At 60.4% G+C, this 15,498-nt stretch carries 17 protein-coding genes; 6 read left to right on the top strand and 11 right to left on the bottom strand.

Going from position 1 to position 15,498, the window contains the following annotated elements; genetic code table 11:
* Window positions 1-26: 26 nt before the first annotated feature.
* Together AC1Q6D_RS27390 and AC1Q6D_RS27385 are read right to left on the bottom strand one after the other, a co-directional pair.
* Window positions 27-1,640, bottom strand: a complete 1,614-nt coding sequence (locus AC1Q6D_RS27390; RefSeq protein WP_103406754.1) for an inorganic phosphate transporter — start codon at window positions 1,638-1,640, stop codon at window positions 27-29.
* 162 nt (window positions 1,641-1,802) lie between these two features.
* Window positions 1,803-2,825, bottom strand: a complete 1,023-nt coding sequence (locus AC1Q6D_RS27385; RefSeq protein ID WP_047532405.1) for a transporter — start codon at window positions 2,823-2,825, stop codon at window positions 1,803-1,805.
* A gap of 274 nt (window positions 2,826-3,099) precedes the next feature.
* Between AC1Q6D_RS27385 and AC1Q6D_RS27380 the strand changes: the two genes are divergently transcribed.
* Together AC1Q6D_RS27380 and AC1Q6D_RS27375 are read left to right on the top strand one after the other, a co-directional pair.
* Window positions 3,100-4,725 (top strand): methyl-accepting chemotaxis protein, encoded by a 1,626-nt coding sequence (locus AC1Q6D_RS27380; RefSeq protein WP_103406755.1) that lies wholly within the window; start codon window positions 3,100-3,102, stop codon window positions 4,723-4,725.
* A gap of 112 nt (window positions 4,726-4,837) precedes the next feature.
* Entirely contained in the window at window positions 4,838-5,281 is a 444-nt protein-coding gene (locus tag AC1Q6D_RS27375) for a hypothetical protein (RefSeq protein ID WP_103406756.1), read from the top strand.
* Window positions 5,282-5,341: 60 nt separating this feature from the next.
* Here AC1Q6D_RS27375 and AC1Q6D_RS27370 read toward each other — a convergent pair whose 3' ends face one another.
* On the bottom strand, window positions 5,342-5,647 hold the full coding sequence (locus AC1Q6D_RS27370) for a PepSY domain-containing protein (protein WP_103406757.1): 306 nt from the start codon (window positions 5,645-5,647) through the stop codon (window positions 5,342-5,344).
* Window positions 5,648-5,765: 118 nt separating this feature from the next.
* Entirely contained in the window at window positions 5,766-6,893 is a 1,128-nt protein-coding gene (locus tag AC1Q6D_RS27365) for a glycerophosphodiester phosphodiesterase (protein WP_103406758.1), read from the bottom strand.
* A gap of 196 nt (window positions 6,894-7,089) precedes the next feature.
* On the opposite strand from AC1Q6D_RS27365, the gene AC1Q6D_RS27360 reads away from it, so the two are divergent.
* A complete protein-coding gene (locus AC1Q6D_RS27360; RefSeq protein WP_103406759.1) occupies window positions 7,090-7,416 on the top strand; it encodes a DUF2025 family protein in 327 nt (108 codons plus the stop codon).
* An 84-nt stretch (window positions 7,417-7,500) separates the two neighbouring features.
* Here AC1Q6D_RS27360 and AC1Q6D_RS27355 read toward each other — a convergent pair whose 3' ends face one another.
* Both AC1Q6D_RS27355 and AC1Q6D_RS27350 read right to left on the bottom strand, forming a co-directional pair.
* The gene (locus tag AC1Q6D_RS27355) at window positions 7,501-7,824 is read right to left on the bottom strand and encodes an antibiotic biosynthesis monooxygenase family protein (protein ID WP_103406760.1); all 324 of its coding nucleotides are present in this window, start codon (window positions 7,822-7,824) and stop codon (window positions 7,501-7,503) included.
* Window positions 7,821-8,528, bottom strand: coding sequence for a CTP synthase C-terminal region-related (seleno)protein (locus AC1Q6D_RS27350; protein WP_103406761.1), 708 nt, complete (start codon window positions 8,526-8,528; stop codon window positions 7,821-7,823). The genes AC1Q6D_RS27355 and AC1Q6D_RS27350 overlap by 4 nt, the downstream gene beginning before the upstream one ends.
* 15 nt (window positions 8,529-8,543) lie before the next feature.
* Between AC1Q6D_RS27350 and AC1Q6D_RS27345 the strand changes: the two genes are divergently transcribed.
* On the top strand, window positions 8,544-9,485 hold the full coding sequence (locus AC1Q6D_RS27345) for a LysR family transcriptional regulator (RefSeq protein ID WP_103406762.1): 942 nt from the start codon (window positions 8,544-8,546) through the stop codon (window positions 9,483-9,485).
* 5 nt (window positions 9,486-9,490) lie between these two features.
* On the opposite strand, the gene AC1Q6D_RS27340 is transcribed toward AC1Q6D_RS27345, so the two are convergent.
* Entirely contained in the window at window positions 9,491-10,021 is a 531-nt protein-coding gene (locus AC1Q6D_RS27340; protein WP_103406763.1) for a DUF1003 domain-containing protein, read from the bottom strand.
* A gap of 124 nt (window positions 10,022-10,145) precedes the next feature.
* Window positions 10,146-10,757, bottom strand: a complete 612-nt coding sequence (locus AC1Q6D_RS27335; protein WP_103406764.1) for a TetR/AcrR family transcriptional regulator — start codon at window positions 10,755-10,757, stop codon at window positions 10,146-10,148.
* Between the two features lie 216 nt (window positions 10,758-10,973).
* On the opposite strand from AC1Q6D_RS27335, the gene AC1Q6D_RS27330 reads away from it, so the two are divergent.
* A complete protein-coding gene (locus AC1Q6D_RS27330) occupies window positions 10,974-12,032 on the top strand; it encodes an MBL fold metallo-hydrolase (RefSeq protein WP_103406765.1) in 1,059 nt (352 codons plus the stop codon).
* Window positions 12,033-12,081: 49 nt separating this feature from the next.
* Here AC1Q6D_RS27330 and AC1Q6D_RS27325 read toward each other — a convergent pair whose 3' ends face one another.
* Both AC1Q6D_RS27325 and AC1Q6D_RS27320 read right to left on the bottom strand, forming a co-directional pair.
* On the bottom strand, window positions 12,082-12,399 hold the full coding sequence (locus AC1Q6D_RS27325) for a helix-turn-helix domain-containing protein (RefSeq protein WP_103406766.1): 318 nt from the start codon (window positions 12,397-12,399) through the stop codon (window positions 12,082-12,084).
* 93 nt (window positions 12,400-12,492) lie between these two features.
* On the bottom strand, window positions 12,493-13,260 hold the full coding sequence (locus tag AC1Q6D_RS27320) for an AraC family transcriptional regulator (protein ID WP_103406767.1): 768 nt from the start codon (window positions 13,258-13,260) through the stop codon (window positions 12,493-12,495).
* Between the two features lie 111 nt (window positions 13,261-13,371).
* Here AC1Q6D_RS27320 and AC1Q6D_RS27315 point away from each other — a divergent pair, with 111 nt between their 5' ends.
* Window positions 13,372-14,187, top strand: a complete 816-nt coding sequence (locus AC1Q6D_RS27315; RefSeq protein WP_103406768.1) for a sulfite exporter TauE/SafE family protein — start codon at window positions 13,372-13,374, stop codon at window positions 14,185-14,187.
* Between the two features lie 6 nt (window positions 14,188-14,193).
* On the opposite strand, the gene AC1Q6D_RS27310 is transcribed toward AC1Q6D_RS27315, so the two are convergent.
* Window positions 14,194-15,165, bottom strand: a complete 972-nt coding sequence (locus AC1Q6D_RS27310; RefSeq protein ID WP_103406769.1) for a hypothetical protein — start codon at window positions 15,163-15,165, stop codon at window positions 14,194-14,196.
* Window positions 15,166-15,498: the final 333 nt, after the last annotated feature.

The following is a 15,498-nucleotide window of genomic DNA, read 5'->3' as shown; positions in this document are numbered from 1 at the left end:
CCGGGACGGTTGAAACAGCGATCGAATCAGAACAGTTGGGTGAACAACCAGTACAGGCTGCCCGACAGCACAATGGCCGCCGGCAAGGTCAGTACCCAGGCCATCAGCAGATTGCGGATGGTCCTAATCTGCAGGCCGCCACCATTGGCGACCATGGTCCCGGCCACACCGGAAGACAGCACGTGCGTGGTCGACACCGGCAAACCGAACATGTCGGCGGCGCCGATGGTCAGCATGGCCACGGTTTCCGCCGAGGCGCCCTGGGCGTAGGTCAGGTGGGTCTTGCCGATCTTCTCGCCAACCGTCACCACGATCCGTTTCCAGCCGACCATGGTGCCCAGGCCAAGGGCGATGGCCACCGCGATCTTCACCCATAGCGGGATGAAGCGCGTCGAGTTATCGATCTGCTGCTTGAACAGTTGCAGCTTGCCGCTGGTGTCGGCGTCGAAGTTGCCGAGCTTGTTCTTGTCCATCAGGCGAATGGTTTCGCTGGTCAGGTACATGTCGTTGCGCACGTTGCCCACGGCTTCGGCGGGGACTTTCGACAGCGAACCATACCCCTTGACCTCGGCGCCAATGCTACCGGTCAGCGCGGCGAGCGCCGGCACCAGTTGGGGTGTGGCGTCCTTGCTGCGCACGTAGTCGGACAGCACCGCCCGCGGGTCGGCCGGCGCGGGTTGCGGGGCACTTTTCACCAGGGCTTGCTGGGTGACTTCGGCCACCGCGGCAAATTGCAAGGCCTGGTCGGCGGGCATGGTGCGGTTCAGGGCGTAGGCCATTGGCAGGGTGCCGACCAGAATCAGCATGATCAGGCCCATGCCTTTCTGACCGTCGTTGGAGCCGTGGGCGAAGGACACGCCGGTGCAGGTCACGATCAGCAGGCCGCGAATCCACCAAGGTGGCGGCGTGTCGCCTTTCGGTTCTTTGTACAGCGCACGGTTTTTCACAAAGGCGCGCAGGGCCAGCAGCAGCAATGCGGCGCAGCCGAAGCCGACCAGCGGCGACAGCAGCAGTGCGTAACCGATCTTGGTCGCTTGTGCCCAGTCCACGCCGCTGGTGCCATCACGGCCATGCATCAGTGCGTTGGCCACGCCAACGCCGATGATCGAGCCGATCAGGGTGTGCGATGAAGACGCCGGCAGGCCCAGCCACCAGGTGCCGAGGTTCCACAGGATCGCCGCGATCAGCAGGGCGAAGATCATCGCAAAGCCAGCGGACGACCCGACCTGCAGAATCAGCTCGACCGGCAGCAGGGCGATGATGCCGAAAGCCACGGCGCCGCTGGACAGCAACACACCGAGGAAGTTGAAGAAACCGGACCAGACCACCGCGACGTTCGGCGGCAATGAGTTGGTGTAAATCACGGTGGCCACCGCGTTGGCGGTGTCGTGGAAGCCGTTGACGAATTCAAAGCCCAGAGCGATCAACAGCGCGACGCCCAGCAGCAGAAACGGCGTCCAGGTGGTTACCACCGTGCCGAGTTCGTGCATGTCGTGCATCAGGCTGTAGGCGGTGAACAGCAAGCCGATGGCCAGTACGGCAAAAAACACCACGATGGTGAACAGTCCAGGTTTTTTATCCAATTGCGGTTTTGCGCTACTGATGGGCGCCTGGGCGGCGGAGAAGGTGGGTGTAGCCATCGCTGACATTCCTGAGGAGGGAGGTGTATCAGTGATAATCGTTGCTAATTGTTACAGGGAGACTGCTTTGGATCAGGGTTTAGGTGATTCGTGGGCCGTTTATCGGGAACCCGGATAATCCTGAGGGCTGTACAAAAAACCTGTGTCGGTGATGAGGGCGTGTCAATAATCCCGCTGCTTGCGAAACGCCCAGCGCCCGGCAATCACTGTGAAGGTCGCGACCAGTGCCACCAGGATCCAGAACCCTTCCGGATCACCGGCCAGCGGAATGCCGCCAACGTTCATGCCGAAGAAGCCGGCAATGATATTGATGGGCAGTGCCAGCACCGTCACCACCGTCAGGGTGAACAGCGTGCGGTTGGTCTGTTCGTTGATGTTGGCGGCGATCTCTTCCTGCAGCAGCTTGATCCGTTCGCCCAGCGCCGTGAGGTCGTTGATGATCAACGCGAACTCCTCGGTGGATTTGCGCAGCTCCTTCACGTCTTCCTTTTGCAGCCACGTCGGCGGGCGATTGAGCAGGCGCAGCAACGACCCCGGTTCCAGCGCCAGCAACCGCTGCAAGCGCACCAGCACCCGACGGTTGGCGCCCAGCTCGGCGCGGTTGGTCGACAGGCGTGAGGAGAGTAATTCGTCTTCGACCTGATCGACACTCTGGCTGGTCTTGCGCACGATCTGGGTCAGCACTTCACCCTGATCGCGCAGCAGGTGCACCAGCAGTTCCAGCGGCGAGCGAAAGCGTTCGCCGGCCTTCACCGAAGAGCGCAGCTTGTCCACCGAGTGCAGCGGTTGCAGGCGTGCGCTGATGATCAGTCGACTGCGCACGCAGACCCACAGCGTCGAAACATCCGACGAGACCATGCTGCTGAGGTTGAACACCACGTCGTTGACCACCGCCAGCAATGCCGAGTCGACATGCTCGATACGCGTCGAACGCGAGCCTTCGTGCAAGGCCTCGAAAAACTCGTCGGGCAATTCCAGATGACTTTTCATCCAGCGCTCGCACGCGGCATGGGCAAGATTCAAATGCAGCCAGAGGAATTCACCGCTGTCGTCCGGTTGCTGAAGGCACTGCAGCGCCCTGGCCGAATCGATCTCGCGACCGCGCTCGCCAGGACGAAAACTGAAGCCGTAGAGCAAGCCGAACAGGTCCGGATCGCGATGGCTTTGATCGATGCTGTGGTTCATGAGTGCTCGCAAGGTGAGGCGCCTGCTGCGGGTTTTACAGGTTCACTTGAGCCGCATCATCGCAAGCATTGATGACGTTTTTGTGACGACAAAGTGAACGCAAACGATTGCTCGGCCGATGGTCGGATTTCCCTAAAGAACCGCTCTGGCACGCCGATCTTGCTTGGGGTAAGTTGCGCGCCTTCGGCCAAAAGCCGACGCCGCAGACAAGGATGTCCGGAGACCTTTCACGCCTGAACCGGGCGTGCTTCATACCTGTCATGAGTACCGTCCGATGTTTTTGCAAAAGTCCCTGAGAGCGCAAATTCTCGCCCTGCTGAGCGGCAGTCTGATTGCGATGTTGCTGATCGCGCTGGCCTGCTTTCACTTTTTGTCCAGCGGTGTCCAGAGCTACGCCAACCTGATCGAGGGGCCGTTGCACACGTCGCAACTGATCGATGAAGCCAACCTGCAATTCAAGGTGCAGGTACAGGAGTGGAAAAACGTCCTGCTGCGCGGCAAACAACCGGCTGACCTGGACAAATACTGGAAGCAGTTCCAGGAGCGTCAGCGCGATGTGCAGGACATCCTCGGCGAACTGGCCGGGCAGCAGGGCATCGAGCCGCAACTGAAATCGCGCATCGAACGGCTGCGCGACGAGCATCGCCAACTGGGCGCCGCGTATCAGAAGGGCCGCGATGCCTATCTTGCGGCGGGTGCCGATCCCACGGCCGGTGACACTGCAGTCAAGGGGGTGGACCGCGCGACCAGCGATCAGATGAGCGCCTTGGTCAGCGAGTTGCGCCAGCAGGGGGTGGACCAATCGAAACAGCTCAGCGCCAGTGCCCGTCGCACGGTGTTGCTGGGGATCATCGTGATGCTGGTGTCGGGGGCGCTGATCGGTCTGTTGAGCCTGTGGCTGATCAACCGCAACCTGGTCGAGCCGATTCGCCAACTGATCGAATACGTGGCGCAACTCAGCCACGGCAAATTCGCTGAGCGCGTGGCCAGCGGCCGTCAGGATGAACTGGGCAAACTGGCGATGGCGGCCAATACCTTGCGCGACTTCCTCGCTGAAACCTTCAGCCGCTTGCAACGCAGTGCCTCGGATCTGGAAAGCGCCAGCGGCGAGCTGAATTCGATCGCGACAGTGATGGCCGGCGGCACCCATGAGCAGTTCAATCGCACCGATCAGGTGGCCACGGCGATGAACGAAATGTCCGCCACCGCACAGGAAGTCGCCCGCCATGCCGCCGATGCCGCACGCGCCGCCGACGATGCGGACCATTCCGCGCAGCAGGGCGAGAAAGTCATGCAGGGCACCATTGACACCATCACCCGGATGCGCGGCGAAATCGACAACACCGCCACGGTCATTCGTCAGCTGGAAACCGACAGCGGGCGCATCGGCAAGGTACTGGAAGTGATTCGCGGCATCGCCGAACAGACCAACCTGCTGGCGCTTAACGCCGCGATTGAAGCCGCTCGCGCTGGAGAGGCCGGGCGCGGTTTTGCCGTGGTGGCTGATGAAGTGCGCAGCCTGGCCCAGCGCACGGCGGCGTCGATCATCGAAATCAACCAGATCATCCACACCGTGCAGAGCGGTGCGGTGGATGCGGCCCAGGCGATTGAAAGCGGTCAGTCGCGCAGTGAGGAAAGCGTCCGGCAAGTCACCGAGGCCGGTGCCATGCTCGAGCGCATCACTCTGGCCGTGGAAGCGATTCGCGACATGAACCGCCAGATCGCTACCGCCGCCGAAGAGCAGACGTCCGTCGCCGAAGACATCTCGCGCAATCTGACGGAGATCACCAGCATCGCCAGTGCCAACCTGGACAACGTGCAACGCACCGAAGCGGCGAGCAACAACCTGCACGGGTTGTCGGGGGAGTTGAACGAGGTGACGGCGCGTCTGAGCGCGTAATGAAAAACGGCTGTGTATCGGTTTGCTTACTGAATCGCTACACAGTCGATCTCAAGTGCTGGCTCGGTGTGTCGATGAGGGAGGGGACTTCGAACTACTTTGGATAACGCCCATGGTCAGCATCACCTCCGTTTCAATCGCCCAGCCACTGCCGAGCACGGCGACCGCTTCGACCAGCGCCACGAGCACTGAAGACACGTCCACCACCGCAGCGACCTCGACATCGGCTTCAAGCAATGACACCAAGGCTTCCGCTGGCGGTGCATCGGCATCGGGTAGCAGCAGCTCCAGCAGCAGCGAAGAATCCGACTCGGTCAAAGCACTGCGCAAGCAGATCGCCCAGTTGCAAAAGCAATTGCAGGAACAACAGCAGCAACTGCAAGCGGCCCAGGCCAGGCAGGAAAGCGCCGATGCCAAGGCGGCTGATGTGGCGGCGGCTCAGGCGCAGATAGCGACGACCTCTGCCTCATTGCAAACCGCCACCGCCTCGCTGCTGCAAGCGTTGCAGGAAGAGGGCGGCAGCACATCCGGTTCGCTGGTCAGCACATCGGCGTGAACTGAAAACGCACAAAAGCCGCACGATGGTCAGGTCGTGCGGCTTTTGTGCGTGTCGCGGTTACTTGTCTTGCTTGTTCTTCAGGACCTTGCCGGTGGCGGCATCGATGTCCACATCCCACTCGACGTTCTGCTTGTCGCGCAGTTCGATCTCATACTCGAAACCGTTGAAATGGTTATCCAGCTCGGTTTTGGTGATCGTTGCACCCGGGTGCAGGTCCAGAGCGATTTTGTTCAGCTCTTCCAACGGCTTGATCTTGCCGTCCTTGACCAGTTGCGGGATCTCGTCCACTCGAACATCGGCCTGCGCGAAACCGGCGGTCAGGGTCAAGGCAGCGGCGGTGAACAGGGCGGTCAGGGTTTTCATGGGCTTCTTTCCTTGGGTGAGCGGTTTGAGTGGGATCAGGTTAATTGTGGCAACTTAATTCAGCCTTAATTCCCGAGCATCGCTGGTTTGCCAGCGATGCGGACGCGTCGATCCCGGCTCAGAAACCGTTGTTGCGCAACACCTGTTCCACACTCGCCGCCGCCGGGCGCTTGTAGAATTTGAGCAACTCGCTCGCACGGTTGGTGAAGATGCCGTCGACGCCGGCGTCCATGACTTTCTGGAAATCCACCGCATCGTCGAGGGTGTAGACATGCACCAATAGCCCTTGGTCGTGGGTGTATTGGTTCATCCAGGGCTTCACCAAATCTGCGTAACTCTGTTCACCACCCTGGGTCAGTGCGGCAGAAGGGCCGGTGCCGATCGCGCCCTGGGCCTTGGCGTAGTCGATCCAGCGCTGGAATTCGGCTTTGTCCTTGGGTTGCTGTCGGGCGTAGTAAGCCGCTTTGTCTTTCTCGCCGGATGCGGCAAACGGCACGTTGGAGGCCGGCTCGATGTTGCCTTCGCCGAGCCACAGCAGAAGGATTTTCGGCACCTGCGGCATTTCCTTTTGCAGCAACTCGAGGCTGTTCTTCTCGAAGGTTTGCAGGATCACCTTGCCAGTGCCCTGGCCGACGGCCACTTCGTTTTTTGTCGGTGTCGACCCCGGCGGGATCAGCCAGCCACGGGCCTGGAGTTTTTCCTTCAGCTCGCGTTCGATGCCGGGAAACTGCCTGGGCTCCTTGGTTTCGATGTACAGGCCGGGTTTGTGCAGCGGATTGCCTTCGGCGATGTCGATGATTTCATCGAGGGTGAGGATTTTCAGCCCGGCAAAGGCAGGCCGCGCGCGATCCGGGTAGGCGCTGTTGAACCAGCTGCCGGCATCCAGGGTTTTCAGTTCGGCGAGGGTGAATGCCGTGGCCGGGCTGTCCTTGCGCTCGGGGAACCGGGTGGCGACGTCGGTGGTGCGTTGCAGATGGTTGTCGTGCAGGGCGAACAGCACGCCATCCTTACTGCGTTGCAGGTCCAGTTCCAGGTAATCGGCGCCGAGATCGCGGGCGGTCTTGTAGGCGGCGGCAGTGGATTCCGGGGCATCAAAGGACGCGCCGCGATGGGCAATCACCGCCGGGTGCGGGATGCCCAAATGCGTCGCCAGAGCGGCGGGACCGGGTTCGCTGTCGGCATGCGCCTGGCCGAGGCCGAGCAGCAGACTCAGCAGCAAGGTGCTTTTGCTGAAGGTGACGGGCATGGTCGAAATCCTTTCGCAATGGTTGTCGAAGCCCTCTCTTGTAGCAACTGAGCGTGACAAGCGCCATCGCCGGACCGACATCCATCTGTTCAAAACGGTTTTTTGCAGTACCCTAGCCCCGGCCATTTCCCCGGCAGAGGGAAATCCACTTGCCATCCTTGCGTGTCAACCATCCATCACCTTTTGTGAGGTTTTCATGCGCATCACTTCCCAGCTCATCTGCCAGGCCGCCGACCAACTCAAAGGTTTCGTCGGGCTCAATCGCAAGACCGGCCGTTACATCGTGCGCTTCAGTGAAGACGCTTTCGGCATGGACGTGGCCGATGACGGCATCATTCCCGCCAGCGAATTCGTCTGGGCGCCCGGCCACGAGCAGACCATGACCCTCAAGCGCGAGCTGATTCAATTGCTGCTGGATCAGAACATCGATGACCGGATCAACGTCACCGAGCCGTTGCGGGTGTACATGCAGCGCCAGGAAGTGCCGGAGATTCTGGCGGTGAGGCAATCGGTGCAAGGTTGAGTTTGTGCGGTGATTCGACTGGCCCCATCGCGGGCAGGCTCGCTCCCACCGATCCAGTGTTGGAGCGAGCTAACGCCGCATCAATTACCGTTCGAACTCATAGGCCCGCTCAACCCGGCACACCCGCGTATGGCAATGTGCATACCAGGTCGTGCGCCCCCGTTCCCGAATCGCGCTGTGCTCAGGATGCTGTTTCCACGCCAGGATCGCCGCCTCACTGGTCCAGTACGACACGGTAATCCCCAACCCGTCATCGCCCCGTGCCGACTCCACCCCGAGGAACCCCGGCTGTTGGCGGGCCAGCTCGACCATTCGCTCGGCCGCTTCGGCGTAACCCTGGTCTCCCTCGGTGCGCAGCGAGGTGAAGATCACGGCGAAGTAAGGGGCTGGCGGGGTGTTGGCGATCATGAGGGCTGCCCCGTGGAGGCCTGGATGAATGCCCGTACCAGGGGCGGCAAGGTGCCCTTGAGCGCGGCGCGTTCGGGCTGGAACAGGGTGGCGACAAAGAACGGATGACCTCGCAGTTCCAGCGCTCGCAAGCCTTGGGCCGAATCGTGTCCGACGGCCTGGAGATCGTGCCTGAGCAAGGCGTGCTCGAACTCAGGATTTACACCGTAATTGCAGCGGTAGCCTTCACGTATTTCAGCGGTTTCGTACGCTTTGGCGATCAACGAACCTTCACGCAAATGAATGCTGTCGATGGCCTCCACCAGCGAGCAGGCCAGCGGCGTGAGCAACACCCGGGCAGCATTGGGCGATGTCTCGCCATGTTCGGCATCGGTCCAGCCCAGCACGTTGCGCGCATATTCCAGCACGGCGTGTTGAAAGCCGCCGCAGGTGCCGAGGAAAGGCCGCCCTTGTTCGCGGGCAAAACGAATCGCCCGCAATGCGCCGTCCATGTTGCGGTAGGGGCTGGCGGGCACGCACCAGAAACCGTCGTAGTCATCGAGCGGGGTGTCGGCGTGGATACTGTCAGTCGCCAGCCAATGCCCATGCACGTTGTGGCCACCGTGTTCGGCTGCCATCTCCAGGGCCACGGGAATGGCCTGGTGAGCGGTGACGTGCGGGTCATAGTCGCCGATCAGGGCGATGCGGATAACGCGGTTTTCCATGAGCAACCTCGGCGCTTGTTGATTCCTGGCGCTCACTATAGATTGGCGTTCACGCACTCAATATGGGCGTTTTCCCAAGTGATCAATGCAGCGGCGCACTATCGACTGGACTACCCGGACCTGGCCCTGATTCTGGCGTTGGTGCGTGGCGGCTCTCTGGCCCGGGCCTCGCAGCTGTTGCGGGTGGATGTCTCGACGGTGTTTCGTGCGGTGCGTCGACTGGAAGCCGCGTTAGGCCAGCAATTGTTCGAAAAGAGCCGCGCCGGCTATTTGCCGACCAGCCTGGCGCAGGCCTTGGCCGAGCAGGCCGAGCGCGCCGAACAGGCACTTGAGGCCGCGCGCATTGGCGTGGAGCAGGGCGGTGAAGTGATCAGCGGCACGGTGCGCCTGACCTGCACCGACTCGGTTCTGCAAGGTTTATTGCTGCCGGCGCTGGCGTGGTTCATGCCCAATTACCCGGCACTGACCATCGAGCTCAGTACCTCCAACGACTTCGCCAACCTCAGCCGTCGCGATGCCGACATCGCCCTGCGCCTGACCCGCACCCCGCCCGAGCATTTGGTCGGGCGGCGACTGGCGGCTGTCTCTTACCGGGTGTGCGCCAGCGCGAGTTATCTGCAATCGGTCGATCCCCATGACCTCGCCGCACTGACCTGGATTGCCCCGGACGAATTCCTGCCCGATCACCCGACCATTGCCTGGCGTCGCCAGGCGTTGCCCGGAGTGACGCCCGCTTATCGCTGCAACAGCATGCTGTCGGTGACCGAACTGGTCCGGGCAGGGTTGGGGGTGGCGGCATTGCCGGACTTCCTGATCGGCGACGGATTGCAGGCGCTGGGTGAGCCACTGCAAGGTTACGACACCGCGCTGTGGCTGCTGACCCGCCCGGATTGCCGCGCCCTGCGCTCGGTGGTCACGTTGTTTGATGCGCTGGGGCGGGCATTGAAGCTGCCTTAGAAAGCTCAGCTTTTTGATGGCGTCGAATTCAACACGTGCTGATGCATTTCCGAGGTCAGGTTTTCGATGCGTTCGCTGAGCTCCTTGGTCAGTTGAGTCAGGCGGGTGTTTTGTTCGAGCAGTTCCAACAGTTGCGCGGTGTTCTTCGCCGACTCTGCCTGTCGCTCACTGTTGGCGGTCGCCAGCGCTTCACGATGCTGGGCATCGGCATCGGACTGCGCCTTATCCCGCGCCGCCTGACGGGTCTGTGCCAGCAGAATCAGAGGTGCGGCATACGCCGCCTGCAGGCTGAACGCCAGGTTGAGCAGGATGAAGGGATAGACATCGAAGTGGGTCACACCGGAGATGTTGAGGGCGATCCACACCGCGACGATCAGTGTCTGTGCACCCAGAAAAGTCGGCGTGCCAAAGAACCGCGCAAAGGCCTCGGCACGCAGAGCGAACTTGTCATTGCCAAAGGTCGGCGCCAAGTGGGCGTGAGGGCGATGGAAGCGCAGGTGATCGACGGGGGAGGCAGTCTTGGTTTTGCTGTTCATGTTGATCTCTGGTGGAGGCTGGGACTTGGGCTCACTATAAACTCAGTATCGGTTTCATTCTGAAACACATTGCGCTTGTTTATCCGCAGCTGCCCAACGTAAGGCGGCGCCGGCACATTGTCATTTATGGCAACTGGTAGCAGGCCAGGAACATATCCAGTGCCGACTCCACGACAGAGCCCTGCATGTCTGCCGACAAGCCCGGCAACCCCATGGAAACCTGTGGCCAGAACGCGAAGGATTTGAGCAGGCCCTGAACCTGTTGCGCAGCAAACGCAGGATCGACTGCTTTCAACCGACCATCGGCCTGGGCCGCGCGAATCCACACCGTCAGGCTTTCTTCGCGCTCACCCAGGCGAGCCACCATATCCTGTGCGCGCTCAGGGGAATGGATGGTCGCCGCGATAGCCACTCGCGCCAGGTCGAGGAAATTGTCATCGCCCAGCATCTGCATTTTCGCCATCAGTTGCAGGCGCAGTTGCGCTCGGAGCGGTTGATCAGCGCGATAGGGCGTTTCTTGCTCTGCCGTTACCCGTGTCCACAATTGATTGAGGATTTCGGCGAACAACTCTTCCTTGCTGGGGAAATGGTTGTACACCGTGCGCTTCGACACGCCGGCAGTGGCGGCGATCTTGTCCATGCTGGTGATGTCGAAACCGTTGGCACGGAATTCGGCAATCGCCGCCTGGATGATGGCTTCGCGTTTTCGGTCGGTGAGGCGCTGTGGAGCTGTCATAAGTACGCTTCGGCAGGGGTGGGTGAAAAATTACACTTGGCAGTTTACTTGTGATCGGCTTTGATGCAACCTAGAAACTACACCGTGCAGTGTAATGTTTTGTTAATCCTGCCCGGTGAACAATTGAACCATCCGGCTGATGCGTGCATGCCTTGGCCATTTATCGTCCAACCTTGAGAAACCGGTTACTTGCGGTTTTTCCGGAGTCATTCAGTCATGGCCAAAACCACTTCCCCCGCGGACATCGTTGCCGCATCTGAAGCGTCCCGTCAGACCGAAGGGCAATACCTCAATCATTCACCGTTCAAACGTGAAGGCTTTCGCAAGACCCTGCGCATCCTGTGGAACATGGTCTTTCACAAGCAGCGAGACACCCGTCCGAGCGCGCCGGTCCCGGTGCAAACCCTGACCCAGGCGGCGTTGATTGCCGCGCCGAACCACAGCGTCTATCGACTTGGCCATTCCACGGTGCTGCTCAAGTTGCGGGACAAATTCTGGATCACCGACCCGGTCTTCGCCGAACGGGCTTCGCCTGTGCAATGGGCCGGTCCCAAGCGTTTTCACCAGCCGCCGATCAGCCTCGACCAGTTGCCACCGATTGAAGCGGTGATCCTGTCCCACGACCACTACGATCACCTGGACTATCAGGCCGTGCTGCAACTCGCCGACAAGGCCAGGTACTTCCTCACGCCGCTGGGTGTGGGCGACACCCTGATCAAATGGGGCATCGATGCCAGCAAGATCCGCCAGCTGGACTGGTGGCAGGACACCGAAGTCGATGGCATCCGCTTCGTCGCCACCCCGTCACAACACTTCTCCGGTCGCGGCCTGTTCGACGGCAACAGCACCCTCTGGGCTTCGTGGGTGATGATCGAAGGCAACACACGGATCTTCTTCAGTGGCGACAGTGGCTACTTCGACGGCTTCAAACACATCGGCGAACAATATGGCCCGTTCGACCTGACCCTCATGGAAACCGGCGCCTACAACGTCGAGTGGCCCCACGTGCACATGCAACCGGAACAAACCCTGCAAGCCCACATCGACCTCAAGGGTCGCTGGCTCTTGCCGATTCACAACGGCACCTTCGACCTGTCGATGCACGCCTGGTACGAACCCTTCGACCGCATCCTGGCCCTGGCCTGGGAGCGCAGCGTTTCGATTACCACACCGCAGATGGGCGAGGCGTTCAACCTCATGTACCCGCAACGCGGTGACGCCTGGTGGCTGGCGCTGGAAGGGGAGAGTGATCAGGTGACTGTGCAGAACGCGTAGTGTTTTGGAATCGGGCCGCTAGCCCTGAAAGCGGCCCGTCCAAGGATCTTTACTCCACCATCGCAAAATCCGCCCGCTCCATTGGATTTGGGGTACAACCTCTCAGATTCATTCCGCGCCCCGGTGCAAACCCCGGGAAGAACACCAGTCCCTCGGCTTCAAACCGATACGCCAGCGTCAGCCGGGTGACATCCAGCACATCCTGCTCTGATTCGAAGCGCTGAATGGCCTCCACCGAAACCCCGGATTCGCGAGACAGTTCCTCCACACTCCAACCCAGCATCGCTCGGGCCTGGGCGCAGTGGGCCGGGGTGAATTGGAAGAGGGCGATACGTTCCAGGGTGATTTTCATCGCTTGAGAGGCCATGGGGTTCTCCGGGTTCGAGAGTGTTGATCAAAAATATACTGTGTTTTTGTACAGTTGTTTTCGCCCCGGATCAATTTGATTTTTCGATTTCTGCTATTTCGCCCCCTCCAACCAGACGGATGGCGCCTGGCCCAACAGGCGTCGGAACATGGTCGAGAATGCCGCCGGGCTGTCGTAACCGAAATCCAGGGCAATGCGCGTCACCGGTTCACCGGCGACCAGCCGCGCAAGCGCCAGCACCACACAGGCGCGTTGCCGCCATTGGCTGAAACTCAAGCCGGTCTGTTGGCGAAACAGGCGATTGAAGGTGCGCAAACTGATGTGCAATTGATCGGCCCATTGTTGCGGCGACTGGTGGGCGTCGGGTCGCTGCACAAAGGCCTGGCACAACGCGAGCAGGCGCGCATCAAGCGGCAGCGGAATATGCAGCGGCAGGTGAGTGCTGAGCGCCAGTTCGTGCAGCAGCAAAGCGATCAGAGCGGCGTCGCGACTGTTTTCGGCGTACTCCAGCGGAATCTCCACCGCCTCCATCAACAGGTGTCGCATCAACGGCGACACGCTGATGACCTGACAGCGCTGGCCCAAATCCACCGCGCTCGGCTCGATGTACAAACTCCGAGTGCTCACCCCCAGCATCAAGACCTCATGCGCCACCCCCGCCGGAATCCACACCGCCCGTTGCGGCGGCACCACCCAATTGCCGTCGTGCGTGGTCACCTGCATCACCCCCGTGGCGCCGTACAACAATTGCGCGCGACGGTGTGTATGACGGGGCAACCATTGGCCGTAGGCATAATCCGTACCGATGGCAACGACCGGACGCGGCGTGGCGTCCAGCCGATCAATCGAAATATTGCGCATCCAGGCAGCCCCACAGTTGGCGTAAACGCAAACATTATTGGCTGACTTGCTGAAGCAGGCCAAGGCGCAGCGCTTTATCGTCGACTGCTCTCAATCAACGGACGACGCGCAATGTTCTACCTATGGCTGGCACTCTTCGGCTGCATGAGCGGCGTTACCGCCGTGTTGTTTGGTTTTGGCGGTGGCTTTGTGGTGGTGCCGTTGCTGTACCGCATGCTCATGGCCAGGTACGGCGTGGACGATCCCATCGGCCAGGCAGCGATGCACATTGCCGTCGCCACCTCGACCTGCGTGATGATCGTCAATGCGCTGATCGCCACCGGAAAACACCACCGCGCCGGTCACCTCATTCGCCATTACCTGTGGCCGTTGGGCGGCTTCATTGGTGTGGGGGCGGCACTCGGCGCCGTGGCCGCGATGCAGGCCAGTGGCCAACTCATTCGTCTGGCCTTCATCGCCTACTTGGGGCTGACCATTCTGGATTGCCTGTTCAGAGACGGTTTTCTCACTCATACCCATCAGCGAAATCCGCGGCGATTGAGTCTGTCAGAGCAGTCTGGCGGCGGTGTGGGAATCGGCGTCATTGCCACCTTTCTCGGAGTGGGCGGCAGCGTCATGACCGTGCCGTTATTGCGCCGATGCGGACTGAGCATGTCCCAGGCGACATCCATGGCCAATCCACTGAGCTTGCCCGTGGCGCTGGCCGGAACCCTGACCTACATGGCCATGGCCGGCTTCAGTGCGTTTGATCTGGGACCGTGGTTTGTCGGTTATGTGGATCTGCTGGCGTTTGCGGTGTTGACGGTTGGATCGGTGGTGGGGATTCGCCTGGCCACGCCCTGGATCGGGCGCATACCGGATCAGATTCACGCGCGGGTGTATGTCGGGTTGCTGGTGCTGGTGATGATCAGCATGGGCCTGGGCTGAGCGCGGTCATTTTCCCTCCAGCCCCGGCGCCTCCCGCACAATAAAGTGATCCAGATTCTCAATGTTGGCACTGAACACCCCGAACGTCTGCTCGGGGTTTTTCTTGCTGGGCACCTGCTTCAGCTCCGGCGTCACGCCATAAAAGAAGCAATACAACTCGCGCCCGCTCTCGATGGCGTGCTTGATCTCTTCCAGGAACGCCTTGCGCTTGCGGTAGGTGTCGATCAGCTTTTTGCTCAGGTAAACATTGACCGAGTACGGCTTCTTCTCGAACCAGACCTTCTTCTCGAAATCGATGCGAAAACTCTGGGTGTAATCCTTGATCTGTTTGACCTTGCCCCAGTAAATCAGCCCCTTGTTGTCTTGCAGGTACTCGATCTTCTTGAAAAACGCCGCGTACGTTGCCGTGTGCTCGCCGATCTTCAACGGCATGCGCTTGAGCAAGTCCTTATCATCGAAGTTCGACACGAAACACTCCACCGGGTGGGCGAAGACGCTGGTCTTGTCCGGCGTCGAATCGTGGCTCGGTGGCTCGACGCCATGGGCGCCCGAAGGTGTGGCGGGCTCATCCCGTTGAGTGTCGGGCGCCACCGTCGGGCTGGACGGCTGACGCACATACGCACGCCGAGTCAGTAACAATTCCGACGGGAAATGCTCCTCGCGACTGTCATCCGTTTCCGCCTCATCCGCCTCCAGACCCGATGCGGGCGTCTTCAGGCTGACATAAGGACAACCCTCGACATGCCGCGTACTCGGCAAATTCTTGAAGTGCGGCGTACGCACGTAATTCACATTCTTGGCGTTGAACGTCCCCAACGCGTTCGCCACATCGAACGCCAAACGACAGGCATCGTTGGGGCATTGGAAGTGCTCCCTGGCGGAATCGAACGCCATGGTCTCGTCGAAATTCAAATCGCGCACGTCATAGATCGACAGCTTGGCGTCGAGGCTGAGGCAGTAGGCGAGGTCGAATTTCATGGGGGGCTCGGGTCCTTGAGGGGGAGGGGTATTAATAGCGGGCGGCGGGGCTGAGTGCATTGACTGTTTTCAACAAACCAAAACTTTAAACCAGACACCAACCTTGTAGGAGCGAGCTTGCTCGCGAAAAAACCAAGGCGGCCACAGGGCATCTGACATTACGCGATATTGTTCGCGCGCTCCGCGAACATGCCCTTTAGCTTGACGAGTCAAAGCCAGTGACGACGTTTGAGCCAAATGAACGCAATATAGCAATCGCGCTAAGAAATAGTGGCTTTTCGCCCAATTCCGTATTGAAACCCTTTTGTACTTTGGCCACGATAGGAAAATTCC

This window comes from Pseudomonas sp. MT92 (assembly GCF_058792515.1).
The sequence above is the reverse complement of the archived record's forward strand: the minus strand, read 5'-3'. Positions and strand labels throughout refer to the sequence as shown.

Bases quoted from the DNA above. Each gene is read 5' to 3' on its own strand.
- AC1Q6D_RS27350 (WP_103406761.1), bottom strand. From the start codon at position 8,528: ATGGAAAACCGCGTTATCCGCATCGCCCTGATCGGCGACTATGACCCG.
- AC1Q6D_RS27375 (WP_103406756.1), top strand. From the start codon at position 4,838: ATGGTCAGCATCACCTCCGTTTCAATCGCCCAGCCACTGCCGAGCACG.
- AC1Q6D_RS27360 (WP_103406759.1), top strand. From the start codon at position 7,090: ATGCGCATCACTTCCCAGCTCATCTGCCAGGCCGCCGACCAACTCAAA.
- AC1Q6D_RS27320 (WP_103406767.1), bottom strand. From the start codon at position 13,260: ATGCGCAATATTTCGATTGATCGGCTGGACGCCACGCCGCGTCCGGTC.
- AC1Q6D_RS27325 (WP_103406766.1), bottom strand. From the start codon at position 12,399: ATGGCCTCTCAAGCGATGAAAATCACCCTGGAACGTATCGCCCTCTTC.
- AC1Q6D_RS27355 (WP_103406760.1), bottom strand. From the start codon at position 7,824: ATGATCGCCAACACCCCGCCAGCCCCTTACTTCGCCGTGATCTTCACC.
- AC1Q6D_RS27340 (WP_103406763.1), bottom strand. From the start codon at position 10,021: ATGAACAGCAAAACCAAGACTGCCTCCCCCGTCGATCACCTGCGCTTC.
- AC1Q6D_RS27335 (WP_103406764.1), bottom strand. From the start codon at position 10,757: ATGACAGCTCCACAGCGCCTCACCGACCGAAAACGCGAAGCCATCATC.
- AC1Q6D_RS27315 (WP_103406768.1), top strand. From the start codon at position 13,372: ATGTTCTACCTATGGCTGGCACTCTTCGGCTGCATGAGCGGCGTTACC.
- AC1Q6D_RS27365 (WP_103406758.1), bottom strand. From the start codon at position 6,893: ATGCCCGTCACCTTCAGCAAAAGCACCTTGCTGCTGAGTCTGCTGCTC.
- AC1Q6D_RS27385 (WP_047532405.1), bottom strand. From the start codon at position 2,825: ATGAACCACAGCATCGATCAAAGCCATCGCGATCCGGACCTGTTCGGC.
- AC1Q6D_RS27330 (WP_103406765.1), top strand. From the start codon at position 10,974: ATGGCCAAAACCACTTCCCCCGCGGACATCGTTGCCGCATCTGAAGCG.
- AC1Q6D_RS27310 (WP_103406769.1), bottom strand. From the start codon at position 15,165: ATGAAATTCGACCTCGCCTACTGCCTCAGCCTCGACGCCAAGCTGTCG.
- AC1Q6D_RS27380 (WP_103406755.1), top strand. From the start codon at position 3,100: ATGTTTTTGCAAAAGTCCCTGAGAGCGCAAATTCTCGCCCTGCTGAGC.
- AC1Q6D_RS27370 (WP_103406757.1), bottom strand. From the start codon at position 5,647: ATGAAAACCCTGACCGCCCTGTTCACCGCCGCTGCCTTGACCCTGACC.
- AC1Q6D_RS27390 (WP_103406754.1), bottom strand. From the start codon at position 1,640: ATGGCTACACCCACCTTCTCCGCCGCCCAGGCGCCCATCAGTAGCGCA.